We start from the raw sequence: 19,995 nt of genomic DNA on the forward strand, positions 1-19,995 counted from the left end.
GTAGCACTTCAATTAGAGATAACTGAAAAGACGCGCTTAATTATGCGGAAAAAAAGAAATAGATAAGTAAAAAATAGAATAAACAAGCCCAAACATTGTTTTTTGGGCTTTTATTTAAATGGCTGGAGCTACAACTGTAGCGTGAAAACTCTACTACATCATGCCGCCCATTGGGATGTATACCATTGATAATAAATGAAAAACATAAAGCTTTGGAAACGGTACCCCGCTTTATACCCCCTTCAATAATGCAACCTGATGATAATGCAAATCTGGCAATAAAGTACCTATCACATTAGACTATCTACCCCATAACGATGATAACGGTGCTGCCCAAATGTTTTCACCGAGTGGCATAGTTTCGGTACCGTCATATAACAACAGGCCTGTTTTAAAACGATTACCAGCGAGCCCTGCCAACTTTTTTAATCCTCTTAAGTCTTTCTCGGTAACAGTAGCAGACGCTTTGACTTCAACCCCAACAATATCTCCTATCGTATTTTCAATTACAAAATCTACTTCAACTTTATCAGCATCTCGGTAATACATAATGCGATAATTACCGTCAGAATTTGTAGTATGTTTGAGAAGTTCGCCAAAAACGAATGTTTCAAGTACATTGCCAAATCGAGTTTTATCTAGTTGAATTTCATCTGTTGTTAAATCAAGCAGTGTGCTCAACAAACCTGAATCAATAAATTGTAGCTTTGGGGTTTTGACGACACGATTGAGCCGATTACGAGACCAAACGTCTATTCGTTTTAGTAAATACATTTGCTCAAAAATGCCGATATATCTGGATGTTGTCTTGCCATCAAGGCCGACTTGACCGCCAAGCTTACTATAATTACACATTTGGCCCACGGTCTGGCACAGCGCACTTAGAAAACGAGGTAATTGATCAAGCTTATCAATATTAGCAATATCTCTAACATCCCGCTGAATAATAGCGTCAATGTACTGTTGTGACCATTTAGCTCGTCTGCGACTTGTTTGTCGTGCCACCGATTCTGGATAACCACCTTTTAGAACACGATCAATAAGCTCAGCACCAACTGATAGCTGTGCAGCCTCGAGAATGTGCCCTTTAAACGCGTTATCGATCCAATTAGCAGTTTGTAGCTCTATTTCGCTTTGAGACAGAGGTAATAAAGATAACGTTTCCATTCGTCCGGCCAACGAATCAGCAACCTTTGGCATTGCCATTATGTTTGCAGAGCCTGTAAGCAAGAATCGTCCTGTACGCCTATCTTCATCTACACTCTTTTTAATCGCTAATAGCAATTCTGGAGCGCGTTGAATTTCATCAATAACAGCTCTATCTAAGTCTCTTATCATGCCTACCGGATCGTTTTTAGCGGAAAGAAGTGTTAACTGATCATCTAATGTCATGTACTTCATTCCCTGCTCAACCGCTATTTGCTTAACTAGGGTTGTTTTACCAGCCTGACGCGGTCCTGCTAGTAAAGTAACGGGTGTATCTTGCTGTGCTTCGAGTAAACGAGGCTTGATGAGTCGAGAATACATATCTAGTCTATCCACAATAACATTTCGCGCTAATTTGGGATTAGACTAACGTAAATTACGGAATCTAACTACTTATATTTCGGAATATAGATTATTGAGTTCAGGCGAGACTAAGCTAGTTAACCGCAGTGATGAATCTTAAAAAAACAAAGAGAAAATAAGATTTTGACTTACTTTAATCCATTAAAAAAGCCCGCAGTTTAAAAACCTGCGGGCTTTAAAAGTGTCACATTGCAAGCTTATGCAATGCTATGCACGGCTATGCGTTTACATCATGCCGCCCATGCCGCCCATGCCGCCCATATCAGGCATGCCAGGACCAGCTGATGCATCTACTGGCGCATCGGCAATCATAGCTTCGGTGGTGATCATCAAACTTGCGATTGATGCTGCAAATTGCAAGGCACTGCGAGTTACTTTAGTTGGGTCAAGAATACCCATCTCTAGCATATCGCCGTAAGTGTCGTTGCCAGCATTGTAACCGAAGTTACCTTCACCATTTTTCACTGCGTTTGTCACTACAGATGCTTCTGCACCGGCATTAGCAGCGATTTGACGAAGTGGAGCTTCCATTGCACGTAGGGCTAATTTGATACCGTGTGTTTGGTCTTCGTTGTCGCCTTGAAGATTGCCAACTGCTGCAGCTGCGCGAACTAAAGCAACACCACCACCAGCAACTACGCCTTCTTCTACCGCAGCACGTGTTGCATGAAGTGCATCTTCAACCCGCGCTTTTTTCTCTTTCATTTCAACTTCAGTCGCAGCGCCAACTTTAATTACCGCTACACCGCCAGCTAGTTTAGCCAGACGTTCTTGAAGTTTTTCTTTGTCGTAGTCAGAAGTAGATTCTTCAACTTGTGCGCGAATTTGTGCACAACGACCCTTGATAGCGTCTTCATCACCAGCGCCATCAACAATAACAGTATTGTCTTTGTTGATAACGATACGCTTAGCAGTACCTAGGTCTTCTAACTGAACTTTTTCAAGCTCTAGACCAATCTCTTCAGAGATAACAGTACCACCAGTTAATGTAGCGATATCTTGCAACATAGCTTTACGACGGTCGCCGAAACCTGGTGCTTTAACCGCTGCAACTTTAACGATGCCGCGCATGTTGTTTACAACCAAAGTTGCTAGTGCTTCACCTTCAACATCTTCTGCAATAATAAGTAGAGGTTTAGAGGCTTTAGCAACAGCTTCAAGAGTTGGAAGCAACTCACGAATGTTAGTCACTTTCTTGTCAACCAATAAGATGTAAGGGCTGTCTAGTTCAACAGTGCCATTTTCTTGGTTGTTCATGAAGTAAGGAGATAAGTAACCACGGTCAAACTGCATACCTTCAACCACTTCAAGTTCGTTCTGAAGTGCTTGGCCTTCTTCAACAGTGATAACACCTTCTTTGCCAACTTTATCCATAGCTTCAGCGATTAAATCACCAACTTCGCTATCAGAGTTTGCAGAGATAGTACCAACCTGTGCAATCGCTTTGCTGTCAGCACACTCAGTAGAAAGAGACTTAAGGGCTTCCACCGCTACCGCAACTGCTTTATCGATTCCACGTTTAAGATCCATTGGGTTCATACCAGCGGCAACTGACTTCAAACCTTCAGTTACTATGGCTTGTGCAAGTACCGTTGCAGTAGTCGTTCCATCACCGGCTTCGTCATTTGCCTTAGATGCCACTTCTTTAACCATTTGCGCGCCCATGTTTTCGAACTTATCTTCAAGTTCGATTTCTTTGGCCACGGATACACCGTCTTTAGTGATAGTAGGAGAACCGAAAGACTTGTCTAAAACGACGTGACGACCTTTAGGGCCTAATGTAACTTTTACTGCGTTAGCAAGAATGTTTACGCCTGCAAGCATTTTTGTGCGAGCGTCATCAGAAAAACGTACTTCTTTAGCTGCCATGTTTAATTTCCTCTTATTCTGTCTATGTTGATTATTGCTATTATTCTACAACCGCTAGGATGTCGCCTTCGCTCATAATAAGCACTTCTTCGCCATCTAGTTTTTCGGTTTTTACGCCATAACCATCATTAAAAATTACAATGTCACCGATTTTTACATCAAGCGCTTTCACATCGCCATTGTCTAAAACGCGGCCGTTGCCTACAGCAACAATTTCACCACGAGTTGATTTCTCAGCCGCAGAACCGGTAAGCACGATGCCACCAGCAGACTTGCTTTCTTGTTCTTGGCGCTTAACGATAACGCGATCGTGTAAAGGACGAATTGCCATTTTCAAATCTCCTGAAAATTCCAATGATAAAGTTAATATTCCCAAGTAATAGGGAAGTTGTAAGAGCCGGTATCACAGACACCGATTCAAAATAATGTCTGCGTGCAAAGATGGGGATAGCCTTACTGACTTCAAGGGCATTGAGTGAAAAAAAGTGAATATTTTTGATTTAAATCACAAAAAAGCAATCAATTGCGATAGAGCGTCTTGATTAGATGAAATCCAAACTGAGTTTTGATTGGACCATGCACGGTGAGAAGTGGCTTTTTGAACACTACATTCTCAAACGGTTTGACCATTTGCCCCGGCTTAACTTCACCAAGATCGCCCCCGCGCTTTTTTGAAGGGCATAACGAATGCTGTTTGGCTAATTGCTGGAAATTAGCGCCTTTATCTAATTGGCGTTTTAGATCTTCTGCCAATGGCTTACTTTTAACTAATATATGACAGACTCCCGCCTTCATACTTCACCTATAAATACATTGATTGTTATTGCCTGAGGCTGTCATTATAGCGCGTATCTGTTTAATCGTATCGGTATCCTTTGTGTTAAAGAAGATCATTTCACTATCTATTCAAGGCCTGGCAGCTATTTTACCGTTGTCGCTAACCTTGTATTTCATCTATTGGTTTATGACAGGGGCAGAAAGTCTGTTAATCCCATATGTACCCCAACAATATTATTTCCCTGGCTTAGGGATTCTGACCGCCGTAGGAGTATTTTTAGTTACTGGGCTATTGGTTAATGTTTATGCCGTAAAATGGATAGTTGCCACAGCAAACCGTCAGGTAGAAAAGATCCCACTAATTAAGTCTATTTTTGGCGCCATCAGAGATACTATGACGGTGTTCAAAATCAGTGAAAAAGACAGCAGTAAAGCTGTGGTGTCGGTGGAAATTAAACCCGATATGCACTTAATCGGTTTTGTTACCGCAGATCAGGTTGCTACCGAACTTTTCAAGCAGGCAGATAAGATCGGTGTGTATATTCCGCTGAGCTATCAAATAGGAGGATACACTTTGTATGTAAATCGCTCGCAAGTAACTAAGCTCGATATAGGCGTTGAAGAAGCTATGCGCATCGCGTTGACCGGTGGGGTCAAGGCCAAAAAAACCTAGACTGAGTCTATAAATTGGCGTTAGCAAAGTACGTTAACGCCAAGCTTATTTAACTAATTTGTATTAGTCTTTTGGCGACTCATTATCCAGTCTTTTTCTAGCATCTGATGCATCTTTATCAACATACTCGCCCTCGATTACATCTCCATCTTGACCATCTCGGTTAGATTGTTGCCACTGAGACCATTGCTGCGCTGCCCCCTGTTGTTGAGAATATCCCTGCTGCCCTGCTACCACGCCTACTTTGATATGTTTCATGATACCTTTGGCTATAAAGGGCCGAGTGATAGGCAGACAGAACATAAAGCCCAAGAAATCTGTTATGAATCCCGGTGTAACAAGTAATATACCGGCCACAACTAGTAACAGGCCCTCGGCCATTTCCTGGCCTGGCATGACACCTGATTGCATTTTTTGTTGGGCCTGCAGAAGGGTTGAAATCCCCTGCTGGCGAACCAAGTAAGCTCCAATAAATGCAGTCAGTATAACAATAGCCACTGTATTCCAGCCACCAATCTGCTCACCGACATTTACTAATAATGCGATTTCTGCGATAGGTAAAATCGCAAAAAGAATAAATAGTTTTCCGAACACATTTCACTCCTCAAAAAGTAGATCTGGGGTGTTTCACCCATATCACAAGGGTAATTTCAGAATGTTTAACCCTGACTAGGAAAAAAAGCGCCTTATAAATTTATTAGGGTTAAGATAATTCAAATCCTTCGCTATGGATAACAGTATACTAAGGAAAGATGCAACTAGTGATGTCATTTTGCATGATTGGGTATTTCCTTTGGTAATAGCAAGACAAGTCCGTTGCGCCAATCAAGAAACCCGCAGCAAGTATTGAAATTCATACACTGGCAGTAGAAAAACTGATTATTTAATGAAATACATCTTCTATTATGTAGGTCCAGTATGGCCAGACGTTTAAGGTAACGAATGAACAGTGAATTTTGTATTGTGTTGACCACTTGCCCGACCAAAAAGCAGGCTGAAAAATTAGCTGCAGAATTGATCAACCTTAAGCTAGCGGCATGTGTACAGATTTCCCAACCGGTAACTTCGGTGTACCGCTGGGAAGATGAGATTGTGACTGATGCTGAAATGCAGGTCATAATAAAAACCATGGAAGACAAACTTGACGCAGCATTTAAGCTGACTTTAAGTTTACATCCGTATGATATACCTCAATGGATAGTGCTGGATTCTGTATCTGGCAGTCCGTCTTATTTGAATTGGATAAAAAGTAGCCTGCAATGAAGTTTAAAAACCTAGTATTATTTTTATTTGTCGCCTGTATCGCATTTCCATGGTCATGCATGGCGCAGAGCAATGACGCCTTCCAAGATCTTTTCTCCAACGAAACTGAATTCTTAAATGTAGAGCAGGCTTTTCAATTCGACTTTGACCAAAAAGGTGATCAACTAATACTGAGTTTTAAGATTGCCGATGGATACTATTTATATCAAAACCAGTTCAAAACAGTGGTCAAAAATGCTGAGGTTGCTGAACCCATTTATCCTGAGGCAAAAATTAAGGAAGATGAATTTTTTGATGAGCCGCAACCTGTATTTTATCAGCAAGTAGACATCACTTATCCGGTGATTTGGGCAAAGCAAGATGGTGTGTTGAAACTGCAATTTCAAGGTTGTGCCGAAGCAGGTTTGTGCTATCCACCCACGACTCAAGTAGTGTATTTGGATAAAGTGGCACAAGCACCATCCGATCTACAACAAAACCTCGATGCCAGTGTGAAACAAAGCGGGGCCAAACGAGCAGTTTCTGAACAATTTCAGTTGCTTGAAATGCTCACTGGCGATGACAGCTTGGGCTTAAAATTGCTCGCTTTTGTGGTACTAGGTATTGGTCTGGCTTTCACCCCTTGTGTATTTCCTATGTATCCGATTTTATCCAGCATTGTAGTAGGTCAAGGTAAGTCAATCACTATGTCTAGGGCGCTGAGCCTGTCATTTGTGTATGTGCAGGGAATGGCGATCACTTATTCCTTGCTCGGTTTGGTAATAGCTTCGGCTGGCGCGCAGTTTACTGCTTATCTCCAAAATCCTATTATCCTATCGGTTCTGATCGGTATTTTTGTACTGCTTGCTTTTGTGATGTTTGGTGCTTATGAGTTACAGCTGCCGTCTAAATGGCAGGAGAAACTAAATAATGTCAGCAACAATCAGAAAAGCGGCAGCTACATAGGCGTATTGCTGATGGGTGCGATTTCAGGCTTAGTAGCATCGCCTTGCACTACTGCCCCGCTGACCGCTATTTTGCTCTACTTAGCCGAGCAAGGAGATATGTTACTTGGTTTCTCTGCTTTGTATGCACTGAGCCTGGGGATGGGTATTCCGCTTATTCTGTTTGGGGTCACAGGTGGAAAATTATTGCCAAAGGCTGGCGCGTGGATGAACGTGGTAAAAGTGGCATTTGGCTTTATGATGTTGGCCGTTGCACTGATGTTTGTAGAACGCATAGTATCTAGTATTTGGCTCGAGTTTGCATGGGCTGCTTTGGGCTTATCCACCTTCACATACTTGTTTGTGATGAATCAAAATAGTCCAGTGAGCCTGTGGAAAGGTGTTCGTAGCTTATTCATTTTTATGGGTTTATTCGCCTCAGCATTTTACGCTTATCACCAGTATTCGGTTAATTATTCGTCGGCCACCAGCTATAACAGCGCACAGCATCAAGCCGGTCATCCTGAATTCATGGTAGTTAAAGATCTAGATGATTTTAGTGCCAAGTTAGCTGCCGCCAATGCTCAGGGCAAAACGGTGATGGTTGATCTTTATGCTGACTGGTGTTCGGCGTGCAAAGAATTTGAGAAATATACCTTTCCTGATGCGGCGGTGATTGATGCGTTGAGCAACACGGTTTGGATGCAAATTGACTTAACAGACAACACCCCAATTAATCTGGCTTTTCAAGATGAGTTTGGAGTACTCGGACTACCTACTATCATGTTTTTTGACCTGCAGGGGAATGAGCTTTCGTCTGCTAGAGTGACAGGTTTTATGGGCGCAGAGCCATTTGCACAGCATGTAAAACAAATATTCTAATCAGCGCAATAATGACAGCCACGGTATACTGGTTTTACCGTGGCTAAGTTCAATCTTTACCATTAATACATATTTGATTCTTACCAGCATCCTTAGCTCTATACAAGGCTCTATCCGCAGCACCAATTAGTAGACTCAACTTGTCGAAATCTGCAGAGCTGCACAAACCCGCACTAAAACTGCAATGAAAAATTCGATCATTATCGCTAAATTCAATCTTGTTAAAGGCATCTAGAATATCCTGCATTTTACTCTCAATGGCATCCATTTGGCCGTCACCGAATACAACCATAAACTCTTCACCACCATAGCGGCCGACGTAATCGGTATCACGGATGGAGTTCAATATTAACTGCGCAACAGATAACAACACTTTGTCGCCACAAGAATGACCACATTCATCGTTAACTTCTTTGAAGTTATCCAAATCAACCATTGCGATTACTACAGTAGAATCGTGTCTTTGCGCTAAGCGAAATGCTTGGCCGGCTGCATCCATTATTTGACCATGATTGAGGATACCCGTGAGGCTATCTCGCGATGCCAGATAACGAATTTCTTGACCCCTTTCAATACGACTTTGTACCTGTTCCACTATCATACCTGCAGAGGTGTCTTTGTGGATAACGTCGTCCGCACCGCATTGCAGCACATTGAGCTTGATTTGCATGTCGGTATCGGCAGTTAGAAAAATAATCGGCACATAATTATACTTTGACTGTTGCCTGATCACTTTAGCCACTTCTAAGCCATTAATGTCTGGCATGTGCATATCGAGTAAAAAGGCGTCTGGATAAAATGATTCCAATTCGTCCATCAGTTGGACCGCATCAGTATAGACTTTGACTTCAATGCCTTTGTTCTCAAATAAGGCTTTGTAAAATTCTCCCACTACTTTTTGATCATCAAGGACGATTAATTTGTAGGTATCACCTGTATCTAAATTGAATGTGCTTCTAATTTTTGATACTAAGGAGGCAATATCAACAGGTTTGAGTAAATACTCACTTACTTCAGCTCTTACCCCTAGTAAACGTGGTTCAAACGAGTTCCAATTCGAAAGTATAAATACAGCTATGCCTTTACTTACTAGCTCAGCGGCAACGACAAATATAGCCAAGTAATCATCGTCATCTTTGTCGACTTCTAACAACACTAAATTGAAGTCTTTAGGGTTAGTATGACTGAGATAATTATCCATTGAATTGAAAATCTTTGCTTTAAAACCGAATCCGTCTAATAGCTTTTGCAACGCTGTAGCCGATGCGACATCTGAATCTACTAACGCAATATGAATATCATGGTAACTATCTTTAGCTGTATAACGCTTGCTTTTTAGTACTTCAATAGGCGGATAAGAGGACACCTCCTGTGAGCGGTCTATTTTGTCTCGCTGAACAATACGCAGAACAGGATCAGGTCGTTTTTTAGCAGAATTAGCCAACGCGTTGATGTGTCGATCGACGAAGCGTATGCGTTCAGCACTTAGCTGCGCAATAGCATGCTTGCTTTCTTCGAGTTCCTGTTCAATGATAGCTAACCGGTCACTTAAATTTAAAAAATTAAGGGCTGCTGTTGCCCCCTTCATTTTGTTTAATTCAAATAAAAATTCTGCAATCGGTTCGACTTGCACACTAACTCTGGCGGCTTGCCATAACTTAACTAATTTTGCCAACATGTCAGGGTAATCTTGTACAAACTGCTGACGGAACTCTGTAAGTTTTTGTTTTAAAGTTATTTCCATATTATCCAAATCTAGTAGTCATATTTAGTTTAGATGTTCTTTTCTTAACTGCCATGTATTTAATTAATTCTTGCCAAAAATCTTTAAGTTTATGATTATTTTAGCTTACTTTAACCAATTTTTTTCAATAAGTAATTGCGTTTTATCGGCAGGAACAGGTTTTGAATAATAGTAACCTTGCAAATGATTACAACCATGCAAAGTAAAAAATTCGATTTGCTCTGCATGCTCAATCCCCTCTGCAACGCAATACATATTGAGACAATCAGCCATTCTGAGGGTTGTCAGCACCAGAGCCTCATTACTTTTATCCTTGCCAATATCATCTACAAAACTTTTATCAACTTTGAGTACCTGAATGGGGAATTCTTTCAGATACTTTAATGAAGAATAGCCGGTGCCAAAATCATCCAGTGCGATCACAAAGCCATGTTTGCGCATGTTCTGCATGTATTCCAATGCTCTTTCATAATCTTTCATTAATGCCGTTTCAGTTATCTCAAAACGCAGAGCTGACACCGGCAATCCATATTGTTCTAGCAATAAAACGATATGATCAATCGAGGTTTGTCGTTCAAAATGGCGGGCGGATAAATTGACCGATAAGTAAACCTGTCGCTCTTTAGTTTGCCATTCACTCAGCACTAACATTGCCCGTTCTAGTGCATCCCAAGTCATATTTTCAATCAGGCCAAGTTCTTCAGCTATGGGAATAAACTGATCTGGAGGAATCATACCTCCCTCATCCGGCCAACGCATCAACAACTCAAAACCTTCCAGTAATCCAGTCGAACTGTTAACTATGGGTTGATAGTAGTTGATGAAAACTTTACTTTGATGAGCCTTTTTCAGTCTGTTTTCCATCCGCAAACGTTGCTGGGCCTTTTCATTCATGTGCTCAGTAAAGTATTGAAAATTGCTGCGCCCTTGCTCTTTTGCGTGGTACATGGCGAGGTCTGCATTGCGCAGTAACTCTTCTGAATTATTCGCATCCCCCGGGAAAATAGCTATGCCAATACTGGATGACACACTAACGGTTTGATTGCCTAACTGGATAGGCGCTTCGAGCACTTCTATTAATTGTTGAGCCAATATACTTAATCGATCTGGATACTTAACCTCTTCAACCATTACGACAAATTCATCGCCGCCCAAGCGAGCTACAGTATCATCTTGTCTAAGTAAATTGGTCAGGCGGTTCGCTACCACTTTTAGCAATTCATCCCCTGCTTTATGACCGAGACTATCATTCACTTGTTTAAAGCGGTCTAAATCTATAAAGAATAAGCCTAATTTGCTTTTGTGCCGACTGGCATGGTCGATTCCATGTTTAATACGGTCAAGCAGCAGAGTCCGATTTGGCAAGTTGGTTAAACTGTCATAATTTGCCAGTCTACGTAACTCATTTTCTGCTTCTTTTTGTTCGCTGATATCTGTCATGATCATCAGGAAATAATCAATTTCCCCTTGGGCACGGGTGCTGGCCACGGAAGTCATATTAATTAATACATTCAGCACTTTACCGTCATCTAAAACGAGTTGTTCTTGGCCTTTCCAATGGATAGTACTGTGGAGCTCAGATAACCTTTTCCAGAATTTCGGGGGGTACTCTGCGTTTAGATTAAAGAGACGGACCAGTTGATCGGCTAAATCCTCACTTTCATCGATGTTAAATGCATCGGAAAATGCTGGATTAACCGCAACGGGGAGCATCTTAGTATTAAAGATCACCACCCAATCGCGAGTGTGTTTAAATGCCTCACCGAATAATCTAACTTTCTCGCGATCGGCGACACTTTCAGTTACATTGCTATAAGTCCCAGCTACTACAGAGCTTTGCTGATCTGTCTGGCTAACCACTTCGCTGCCTACATCACGATACCAAAACCAACGCTGATCATTTGCTTTTATACGATAAGTAACATCAAGTCCGTCGTTGTCTTTGCTAATAAAAGCGTTCCAATGGGCATTAAACATGTCTCTGTCTTCAGCATGAATAAGCGACAAATGTGCTTCATAATCAATAAAATTTCCGTCAAATTTATACCCTAACTCATCGGCCAAGCGAGGATAGTAAAATTTACCAGTGTTTGCTGTCCATTCCCACACATTACTGTTACTGGCTTTGAGTGCCAGTGACAGTCTATTTTTACTTGCCAGTGCTTGATAATGGGCTTGCAATACTTGCTTGTTCTGAATGTCGCGTCGATACCACCACAGCAAAACTATCGACACAAAACTTAAAATATATACCGCATATGCCATGGGTGATAACCAAGGCGCATACTGTACTTGAATAAAAATTTTGGCTGGTTTGCTTTCTGTTCCTGTAATGGGATCAAACGCCACCGCAGAAAACACGTAATCGCCGGGGTCTAATTTTGGAAATGTAACTTGGGAATCGGTAGTGGCAGGGGAAACATAACTATTGGGACCTTCTAAACGATACTGATATTGAGTTGAAGCTTGATGTTCAAATGCCATGGTCGAAAATTCTATGGTCAAGCCTACATCTTTATAACCCAAATTAACTGTCGACATATCTAAGTTTTTTAAAGGAAAAGACAAGTTGTTCTGAGAAAGTTTAATAGAGGTTATAACAACTTCTGGTGGCACACCTTCATATGATTCAAATTCAGCAGGGTTAAAAATGGTAAAACCCTTTTGTGAACCATACACTAGCCGTTTGTCTTGCAGGGTTAAGTGTGCTCGAGTATTGAATTCTTTGCCGTCTAGCCCCTGGGCTATACCGTATTGTTGTAAGTAGGGTCCAGTTGGATCAAATTTTAATAAGCCCGCGTGGGAGCTTAACCAAATTGCGTTACTGTTATCTTGCTTCAAACCATATATGACATCGCTGGGTAACAACGAGTCTTTATTTATTGTATACACTGGGGTGTAAATCGTGGCGTCTACGCCAATCAAACCTGCCCCTGGGTAAGCAATCCACAAAATGTTATTTTTATCCTGTAATACACTTTCTGGGTAAACGGGTTGACCCATGCTAGCGCGGTTCAAAGTGTGAACAGATTGCAGAGAACCTGTATTAGCGTTATATGCCCATAATTGTTCCTGATCACTTATCCACAATACTTCTGGGTGCACTTCGCTTACCCCGATGAATCCATAGGCAAGCTTACTGGCGATTTTTTCATTCAGGGTATCGAGTGATTTGAGCAGCCCAGTATCAGGTGAGTACTGGTAGAATCCTTTTGGATTACTCAGCCAGATACTATTTGAAGGACCTTTGACAAAGCTGGTCAACCGCCGAGATAGAATATCGGCAGTATTTGCATCTATTGCCGAGGGTAAACTAGCTTTACCTGTATTGATATTGAACGAGAACAGGCCATTTGCCGTATTAACTAATAATAAGTTTTCGCTCCATTTGACCAGATGGCGGATCAGCGCATGCTCCCTCCCGATCTCATTCGCCAACATCCAGTAACCAGTTATTTCATGTTCAGCAAAATCATAATAATTTAATCCGTTTTGAGTGCCAACCCATAACCCTTCGTCATCAAATTGTGCAAAACTGGTGACACTGTTGCTACTTAATTGATTTTCTTCATCTGGTCGCTGCCTGACATTCTCAAACTTTACGCTTTTCGTTGACCAATATAACGCTCCTTCAAACTGCGAGCCGAGCCACAAATTGCCTCGTTTATCTAGTTGCATTGCAGAAATATTGTCCGAAGACAAGTAGTAGCGGCTATCACTTGGTCTGAAGAAGTGCTGTAATTGCTGGGAGGCTAGATCATAACTGTATAATCCATCTTCTGTGCCTAAATAAAGGCCTGACGGGCTATCATGCATACTCAGCACCGCCGTATTTAAGGCATGCTCTTCAACTTGATTATTCGCTAACATGGATACATTGGTACTGAACAAACCCGCCTGAGAGCCAATTAATATTTGACCATCTTGTTTTAGTAGCAAGCTATGCACAGGTTCAGCCTGTGACAATCTAGCCAAAGTAATTTGTTGCTCAGTTTGCTGTTGCAGGTCAATCCAAAATAAGCCATTTTGCCGGGCTAATAGTAATTTATTATCCACAAACAGCGCTTGATTGATTCTAAACCGAGACTTTTGCTGTGCTTCTGGTAAGACATACAAATAGGATACCGTAGCCACATCGGTATTAACTAGCGCCACGCCTCTTTGGGTCGTTACCAACAACTGATTGAAAGAGAATTGGCTGATACTGGTGATGGGATCTGATCTATCAGCACCTTCCTCAGCAAAGGGCTCAATCAAAATTGTATTGCCAGTTGAGGTGTCTATTTTGTATAGACCTAGATGGGACGAGCCTACCCAGATGTTGCCATCGATATCCTCAAACACCACTTCAATTGATAAGTCAGCTAATTGCTGCTGATTTCCATCAAATTGACTTACTCGATAACCATCAAATCGATTTAAGCCGGAAACCGTGGCAATCCATAAAAAGCCATTAGTATCTAGCAATAAATCATTCACCGTGTCTTGGGAAAGACCTTGCGAGGTAGATAATTGAATAAACTTAGGTTCACTGATAAGCGGTGCAGCTAGCGCACTGGCGAATAGTGTCCAAATAAAAAGCATCGAAATCCACATGCATTTGCAGCATGTGAACCGATTTAACACGAACGAAAAACTTAGCTTTTCAAACAAAATTAAAAAGCACTCCAAAAAATGATACTGTCAAATTCGTTTCAACTATTATTAGATAGCTGTGCGCAGGAAGTATTCAGCTTACACCTAATCTAGCTAAAACCAAAGAGTAACCGACTGATTAACCTAATAAATAAGGGATCGCTAATTAGTCTTGAGTGATTATTATGGATAAGTCCCTAAATGATTTACCTTGTACCGAATATTTTGTCACCAGCATCACCGAGGCCGGGAAGTATATAGCCATGCTCATTTAATTTATCATCTATTGCCGCGACATAAATATCTACGTCGGGATGTTTACTAGTGACCGCTTCAATTCCTTCCGGTGCAGCCACCAAAAACAAGCCCATAATGTGCTTACATCCTTTACTTTTGAGTAAGTCAATAGTGGCGATTAAGGTGCCTCCAGTTGCCAGCATAGGATCAACAATAAGTGCCGTTCGCTGTGATACATCACTTACCACTTTGTCAAAATATGCCACCGGCTGCAGGGTCTCTTCATCACGGTACAGGCCAACCACACTGATTTTGGCATTTGGAATCAACCTTAGCACACCATCTAACATGCCAAGGCCAGCTCTCAAAATAGGCACAACAGTGATTTTTTTGCCTTTAATTTTGTTGGTCTTAATTTGCTTTCCTGACCAACCCTTAATATTCACTACTTCGGTTTCAAGTTCTCTGGTCGCTTCATAGGTTAAAAGGTTACCGACTTCACTGGCTAGCTCACGGAAGTCTTTGCTACTCACCCCGGCGGCTCGCATCAAGCCTATCTTATGCAGAATTAGTGGATGTTTTATTTCATGTATCGACATTTTCGAGCTACCTATATTGAATTTCGATTAATAGTTTGCGTAAATTCTAGCAATTCTGGATAAAATTCCAAAAATTGTTGTTCAAGATGGTCCCCATTGATAGTGAGATACTGCCGTGCATCTTCCGAGAATTTAATTCTATAGTTTAAGCGAGCTTCGATCTGCTTAAAGGCACGAACACAGCCCTCTAGGGACTGATATTCAGCCAGCCAACGTTTACTTAACAGGCTGTCTCTCACCGCATTATAGCGGCCAATTAACGCTAACGGTTGTTGGCCAAGTTGCTGATAAAACCTATCTAAAATATGCGACAAGGGTGTTACACAGTATCTATACCAGTGCTTGCAAAGTAAAAAGTCAAAATATATATCGATGATTACCCCTGCCATCCTTCTAATGTTAGGCGGAAAACTAGCTTTCAACTGTTTTACTAGGCGATGCCTGTCTGTGTATGAATCAATTTTTCGATGCATCCACACTCCGTGCCGGATGCTCTCGGGCAAGTAACTAAGGTCACTACCTTTTACAAAGTCACCCAAAAAGTTACCCAGCATACTGGTGGCAGTGACATGCCCTAAGTGGATATGCGCAAGATAATTCAATCGATTGTCCGCAATGGTAAACCCATGTTATAGATAAGTTTATACCGATATGAATTAAATAAACATGTTACAAATCTCATCACAGCCAATATCGCCAATCGTCGCTGATAAGACCAGTATTTTGCTGCTAATTCGCTAACTTTCATTATAATTGGAAAAAGAAGCTTTCAGCTGATGCTTTTTTGAACGGTTATAATTTGACTTTGAAGAAAAATCGGTGAAAAGTACACATATGTAGTTTTTAGCAGAAGATAGCGGCATTTTCGTGAAATTTTTATTACTCAATGGTCCTAATTTAAATATGTTAGGTAAGCGAGAGCCTGAGATTTACGGCTCCAGAAGCTTAGCTGATATTGTGGCGCATCTGACCAGTATAGCGCAGCAGCAAAATATTGCTTTGCAGCATATTCAGTCTAACGCTGAGCACGAAATTATCAATGCTATCCATGGAGCTATGGGCAAAGTTGATTTTATTTTGATAAATCCGGGCGCATTTACACATACCAGCGTCGCTATCCGCGATGCATTATTAAGTGTAAGTATTCCTTTTATTGAAGTACACCTGTCAAACGTCCATGCCAGAGAAGCATTTAGACAACACTCCTATCTTTCAGATGTGGCCAAAGGCGTCATTTGCGGATTGGGCGAATATGGTTACGAAGCTGCATTGTTAGCAGCTAAACGGTTTTGTGAAAAATAACTTAAACACAGTTAAAAGAGAGTATTAATGGATATTCGTAAAATAAAAAAATTAATCGAGCTGGTTGAAGAGTCTGGTATTTCTGAATTAGAAATTACCGAAGGTGAAGAATCAGTTCGCATACATCGCGGTAGTTCACACGTTGCCGCGCCAATGCAATATGCACCTCAACCGGTTGCAGTTGCGGCAGCACCTGTAGCCGCAGCAGTTGCTGCACCAGTTGCTGAAGAAGTGTCTGGTCACGTGCTTAAGTCACCTATGGTGGGTACCTTCTACCGTTCTTCATCACCGGGCTCAAAAGCTTTTGTTGAAGTAGGCCAGAAAGTCAATGTTGGTGATACCTTATGTATCATCGAAGCGATGAAAATGATGAACCAAATAGAAGCAGATAAAGCCGGTGTAGTGAAGCAGATTCTGGTCGACAACCAAGAACCTGTAGAATTCGATCAGCCAATGTTTGTCATTGAATAAGCGGGCCAATTATCATGCTTGATAAAGTTTTAATTGCTAATCGTGGTGAAATAGCACTGCGAATTCTAAGAGCTTGTAAAGAGCTTGGTATCAAGACAGTGGCGGTTCATTCAACTGCCGATAAAGATCTCAAACATGTGTTGCTGGCCGATGAATCCATTTGTATCGGTCGTGCTTCAGCCACCGAAAGCTATCTCAATATTCCTAGAATTATTGCTGCCGCCGAGGTATCTAATTCTGTGGCGATTCATCCTGGCTATGGGTTTTTAGCCGAAAATGCCGAGTTTGCTGAGGCAGTGGAGAAAAGCGGCTTTATATTTATTGGTCCAAAGCCAGAAACTATCTTGCTCATGGGCGACAAAGTTTCAGCTATAAACTCCATGAAGAAAGCCGGTGTGCCCTGTGTTCCAGGCTCTGACGGTCCATTGACTGAAGATGCTGAAAGTAACAAAAAAATTGCTAAACGTATTGGATATCCGATTATCGTTAAAGCTGCCGGTGGTGGTGGTGGTCGAGGGATGCGGGTGGTGAGGTCTGAAAAAGAACTGATCAACTCCATCGCTATGACGAAAGCTGAAGCGGGTGCGGCATTTGGCAATGATGTGGTATACATGGAAAAATTCCTAGAAAATCCACGGCACATCGAAATACAGGTGCTTTCAGACGGTCAAGGCAATGCGATTCACCTAGGAGAGCGGGACTGTTCGATGCAGCGCCGTCACCAAAAAGTGGTGGAAGAAGCCCCGGCACCTGGAATTAATTCTGAAACTAGGGAAAGAATTGGTGAACGTTGCCGTAAAGCCTGTATCGAAATTGGCTATCGTGGCGCCGGGACCTTTGAATTTCTATATGAAAATGGCGATTTCTACTTTATTGAGATGAATACCCGAATTCAGGTGGAACATCCGGTTTCTGAGATGATTTCCGGCGTTGACTTAATTAAAGAGCAACTGCGCATAGCCGCAGGGCAACCTTTGTCCATTGAGCAAAAAGATGTGCACTTGCGCGGACACGCCATCGAGTGCCGAATTAATGCTGAAGATCCTGAGACCTTTATGCCAAGTCCCGGAAAAATCAATATGTTCCATTCCCCAGGTGGATTCGGAATTCGTTGGGAATCTCATATCTATGCTGGTTATAGCGTACCACCGCATTATGATTCGATGATCGGTAAGTTAATCGCTTACGGAGAAAATCGTGATGTTGCTATCGCCCGAATGCGTCATGCATTAGATGAGTTGGTGATAGAAGGAATAAAAACCAATATTCCTTTACAACAAAGTATTATGGCGGATGAAAACTTCTTTAACGGTGGAACTAACATCCACTATCTAGAGAAGAAATTAGGCCTGAGTGAAACTTAGTCGACGTAGTAGATTTGAAAGCCCGAATCATTCGGGCTTTTTTTTGGACAAATTTGACTGTTGCACCCCATTCAACTAGTAAGTCCTTACTCAGTTAACCAGCCCTTCGAAACGGCCAAATCCAATTGTTGATTAACATAGTCCCAAAGGGCTGGAGCACTGTCTTGCAGATAGGCATTTCGTTTTAGCACTTGCTGTTTTGCCACACCGTGTATTTTCCAACTTCCACCGCCATTTGACATGTTCTGGAAAACTGGCAGGACCCGGTCCATTGCTTTGGCAAAACGAGCATCTACGCTAGTTGCCTGCTCAAATTCAAACCACAGGGATTTAAAAGTTTCTGCCATAGAATCTGGTAGTAGGCCAAAAATGCGATTAGCCGCTGCTATTTCTTTTAACGCCTGCTCCTGGTGATGATCATCATGGGCGAAGGCAAACATATCACCAGCGTCAATTTCAACAATGTCGTGGATTAACAACATCGACACAACTCGCTGCATATCCGTGCCTACTTCAGCATGTTCCGCAAAGACTTGAGCAACAAGAGCTATATGCCAACTGTGTTCGGCACTGTTCTCTTGGCGATTATCAGCGGATTGAACCAAGGTTTTACGTTGCACTGCTTTTAGTTTGTCCAACTCATTGATAAATTCTATTTGCTCAGATAAAAGATCCATTCTACTTCCATTCAATTGTCATAAAGGTATTTTACGGTAATTATCATTTTAGTGGTGACAAAAATAGTTCTCAAATTCACTTCGGGGTAATAAAAGACTGATTAAGCTATTCAATTGATTTGCATCAATCTTTTGCTGATTCGAAGTTGCGCCAGATCAATATCATCAGCAATCATTTCTATAAGCTATGGGTATTGAACTTTTACACATTTAGCTTGGAGAAATACATGAACAGAAAAACCTTATTATTAGCAAGCGCCTTAGCAGCTTCTGCTCCCATCGCCAGCGCATACAACACTGGCGACATTGTGGTTAGGGCCGGTCTAACCACTGTTGCACCGGATGAGTCTAGCTCCAATGTATATGTCGCCAACAGTGATTTAGGTGTAGGAGTAGGGGTCGACAATGATACCCAATTGGGATTGAATATCGCTTACTTTTTAAGCCCTAATTGGGCACTTGAATTACTTGCTGCAACACCCTTCGAGCATGACATTACCCTAGATACAGTAGGATCCTTAGGTAGTAGTAAGCATTTACCTCCAACACTTTCCGCCAACTACCACTTTGGGTCTGCAATGGATAGCTTCCAACCCTATGTCGGCTTAGGCATAAATTATACGGTGTTCTTTGATGAGGAATTTACCGGAGCAAACAGACAGGCTGGTTTCAGTCAGTTGAAATTAGATAACTCCTTCGGCTTGTCTGCCCAAGCGGGCTTTGATTATATATTAAATGACAATTGGCTAGTAAATGCATCGGTGCGATATATCGACATAAATACACAGGCAACTTTCGACTTGAACGGAAGCAAAGGCAGTGTAGATGTTGATATTGATCCCTTTGTATATTCATTAACCGTTGGCTATAAGTTTTAATCTGCTAATAATTAAAATGTCAGGCGCTGCGGCGCCTTTTTCTATTTTAGCCGCCAAGCGCTATTTAACCTATACTCTTGTTATATTTAGCCATTTTATATTGAAGGCTAAGTTCATTCCGTGTATTTACCC

The 19,995-nt window shown here is 41.7% G+C and carries 17 protein-coding genes; 7 read left to right on the forward strand and 10 right to left on the reverse strand.

Annotated features, from left to right (window positions below):
- Positions 1 to 300 precede the first annotated feature (300 nt).
- From QR722_RS18240 to QR722_RS18255, 4 genes are all read right to left on the reverse strand, one after another.
- Entirely contained in the window at positions 301 to 1,527 is a 1,227-nt protein-coding gene (locus QR722_RS18240) for an ATP-binding protein (RefSeq protein WP_286284412.1), read from the reverse strand.
- Positions 1,528 to 1,794: 267 nt separating this feature from the next.
- A complete protein-coding gene (groL, locus tag QR722_RS18245) occupies positions 1,795 to 3,438 on the reverse strand; it encodes a chaperonin GroEL (RefSeq protein ID WP_286284413.1) in 1,644 nt (547 codons plus the stop codon).
- Positions 3,439 to 3,478: 40 nt separating this feature from the next.
- Positions 3,479 to 3,769, reverse strand: a complete 291-nt coding sequence (locus QR722_RS18250; RefSeq protein ID WP_286284414.1) for a co-chaperone GroES — start codon at positions 3,767 to 3,769, stop codon at positions 3,479 to 3,481.
- 188 nt (positions 3,770 to 3,957) lie between these two features.
- Positions 3,958 to 4,233: a peptidylprolyl isomerase gene (locus QR722_RS18255; protein ID WP_286284415.1), complete on the reverse strand. Its 276-nt coding sequence runs from the start codon at positions 4,231 to 4,233 to the stop codon at positions 3,958 to 3,960.
- Between the two features lie 82 nt (positions 4,234 to 4,315).
- Here QR722_RS18255 and QR722_RS18260 point away from each other — a divergent pair, with 82 nt between their 5' ends.
- A complete protein-coding gene (locus QR722_RS18260; RefSeq protein ID WP_286284416.1) occupies positions 4,316 to 4,888 on the forward strand; it encodes a DUF502 domain-containing protein in 573 nt (190 codons plus the stop codon).
- Positions 4,889 to 4,951: 63 nt separating this feature from the next.
- On the opposite strand, the gene QR722_RS18265 is transcribed toward QR722_RS18260, so the two are convergent.
- Positions 4,952 to 5,482, reverse strand: a complete 531-nt coding sequence (locus QR722_RS18265; RefSeq protein WP_286284417.1) for an FxsA family protein — start codon at positions 5,480 to 5,482, stop codon at positions 4,952 to 4,954.
- Between the two features lie 348 nt (positions 5,483 to 5,830).
- Here QR722_RS18265 and cutA point away from each other — a divergent pair, with 348 nt between their 5' ends.
- Positions 5,831 to 6,151 carry a divalent-cation tolerance protein CutA gene (cutA, locus tag QR722_RS18270; RefSeq protein WP_286284418.1) on the forward strand — a complete coding sequence of 107 codons (321 nt, stop codon included), beginning with the start codon at positions 5,831 to 5,833 and terminating at the stop codon, positions 6,149 to 6,151.
- Complete coding sequence (locus QR722_RS18275) at positions 6,148 to 7,956, forward strand: protein-disulfide reductase DsbD (RefSeq protein WP_286284420.1); 1,809 nt, start codon at positions 6,148 to 6,150, stop codon at positions 7,954 to 7,956. Before cutA ends, QR722_RS18275 begins: the two co-directional genes overlap by 4 nt.
- Positions 7,957 to 8,005: 49 nt before the next feature.
- On the opposite strand, the gene QR722_RS18280 is transcribed toward QR722_RS18275, so the two are convergent.
- The 4 genes from QR722_RS18280 to QR722_RS18295 all read right to left on the reverse strand — a co-directional run bounded on the left by QR722_RS18280 (position 8,006) and on the right by QR722_RS18295 (position 15,773).
- On the reverse strand, positions 8,006 to 9,700 hold the full coding sequence (locus QR722_RS18280) for a diguanylate cyclase (protein WP_286284421.1): 1,695 nt from the start codon (positions 9,698 to 9,700) through the stop codon (positions 8,006 to 8,008).
- A 105-nt stretch (positions 9,701 to 9,805) separates the two neighbouring features.
- Positions 9,806 to 14,284 (reverse strand): EAL domain-containing protein, encoded by a 4,479-nt coding sequence (locus tag QR722_RS18285; protein WP_286284422.1) that lies wholly within the window; start codon positions 14,282 to 14,284, stop codon positions 9,806 to 9,808.
- A 257-nt stretch (positions 14,285 to 14,541) separates the two neighbouring features.
- Entirely contained in the window at positions 14,542 to 15,171 is a 630-nt protein-coding gene (gene upp, locus QR722_RS18290; RefSeq protein ID WP_286284423.1) for a uracil phosphoribosyltransferase, read from the reverse strand.
- A gap of 11 nt (positions 15,172 to 15,182) precedes the next feature.
- Complete coding sequence (locus tag QR722_RS18295; protein WP_286284424.1) at positions 15,183 to 15,773, reverse strand: acyl carrier protein phosphodiesterase; 591 nt, start codon at positions 15,771 to 15,773, stop codon at positions 15,183 to 15,185.
- Positions 15,774 to 16,038: 265 nt separating this feature from the next.
- On the opposite strand from QR722_RS18295, the gene aroQ reads away from it, so the two are divergent.
- The 3 genes from aroQ to accC are packed head-to-tail and all read left to right on the forward strand — an operon-like array spanning position 16,039 to position 18,308.
- A complete protein-coding gene (aroQ, locus tag QR722_RS18300; protein ID WP_286284425.1) occupies positions 16,039 to 16,473 on the forward strand; it encodes a type II 3-dehydroquinate dehydratase in 435 nt (144 codons plus the stop codon).
- A 27-nt stretch (positions 16,474 to 16,500) separates the two neighbouring features.
- On the forward strand, positions 16,501 to 16,944 hold the full coding sequence (gene accB / locus QR722_RS18305; protein ID WP_286284426.1) for an acetyl-CoA carboxylase biotin carboxyl carrier protein: 444 nt from the start codon (positions 16,501 to 16,503) through the stop codon (positions 16,942 to 16,944).
- 14 nt (positions 16,945 to 16,958) lie between these two features.
- Positions 16,959 to 18,308 (forward strand): acetyl-CoA carboxylase biotin carboxylase subunit, encoded by a 1,350-nt coding sequence (gene accC, locus QR722_RS18310; RefSeq protein WP_286284427.1) that lies wholly within the window; start codon positions 16,959 to 16,961, stop codon positions 18,306 to 18,308.
- An 86-nt stretch (positions 18,309 to 18,394) separates the two neighbouring features.
- Here accC and QR722_RS18315 read toward each other — a convergent pair whose 3' ends face one another.
- Positions 18,395 to 18,985: an HD domain-containing protein gene (locus tag QR722_RS18315; protein ID WP_286284428.1), complete on the reverse strand. Its 591-nt coding sequence runs from the start codon at positions 18,983 to 18,985 to the stop codon at positions 18,395 to 18,397.
- Positions 18,986 to 19,212: 227 nt separating this feature from the next.
- Between QR722_RS18315 and QR722_RS18320 the strand changes: the two genes are divergently transcribed.
- Positions 19,213 to 19,863, forward strand: coding sequence for an OmpW family outer membrane protein (locus QR722_RS18320; protein ID WP_286284429.1), 651 nt, complete (start codon positions 19,213 to 19,215; stop codon positions 19,861 to 19,863).
- Positions 19,864 to 19,995 lie beyond the last annotated feature (132 nt).

The sequence above is a fragment of the Aliiglaciecola sp. LCG003 genome, from assembly GCF_030316135.1.
Taxonomy (GTDB): domain Bacteria; phylum Pseudomonadota; class Gammaproteobacteria; order Enterobacterales; family Alteromonadaceae; genus Aliiglaciecola.

Coding starts and splice junctions, on each gene's coding strand:
- QR722_RS18280 (WP_286284421.1), bottom strand. CDS start 9,700: ATGGAAATAACTTTAAAACAAAAACTTACAGAGTTCCGTCAGCAGTTT.
- QR722_RS18250 (WP_286284414.1), bottom strand. CDS start 3,769: ATGGCAATTCGTCCTTTACACGATCGCGTTATCGTTAAGCGCCAAGAA.
- QR722_RS18255 (WP_286284415.1), bottom strand. CDS start 4,233: ATGAAGGCGGGAGTCTGTCATATATTAGTTAAAAGTAAGCCATTGGCA.
- accC (WP_286284427.1), top strand. CDS start 16,959: ATGCTTGATAAAGTTTTAATTGCTAATCGTGGTGAAATAGCACTGCGA.
- accB (WP_286284426.1), top strand. CDS start 16,501: ATGGATATTCGTAAAATAAAAAAATTAATCGAGCTGGTTGAAGAGTCT.
- QR722_RS18240 (WP_286284412.1), bottom strand. CDS start 1,527: ATGTATTCTCGACTCATCAAGCCTCGTTTACTCGAAGCACAGCAAGAT.
- cutA (WP_286284418.1), top strand. CDS start 5,831: ATGAACAGTGAATTTTGTATTGTGTTGACCACTTGCCCGACCAAAAAG.
- QR722_RS18285 (WP_286284422.1), bottom strand. CDS start 14,284: ATGCTTTTTATTTGGACACTATTCGCCAGTGCGCTAGCTGCACCGCTT.
- QR722_RS18320 (WP_286284429.1), top strand. CDS start 19,213: ATGAACAGAAAAACCTTATTATTAGCAAGCGCCTTAGCAGCTTCTGCT.
- upp (WP_286284423.1), bottom strand. CDS start 15,171: ATGTCGATACATGAAATAAAACATCCACTAATTCTGCATAAGATAGGC.
- QR722_RS18275 (WP_286284420.1), top strand. CDS start 6,148: ATGAAGTTTAAAAACCTAGTATTATTTTTATTTGTCGCCTGTATCGCA.
- QR722_RS18315 (WP_286284428.1), bottom strand. CDS start 18,985: ATGGATCTTTTATCTGAGCAAATAGAATTTATCAATGAGTTGGACAAA.
- groL (WP_286284413.1), bottom strand. CDS start 3,438: ATGGCAGCTAAAGAAGTACGTTTTTCTGATGACGCTCGCACAAAAATG.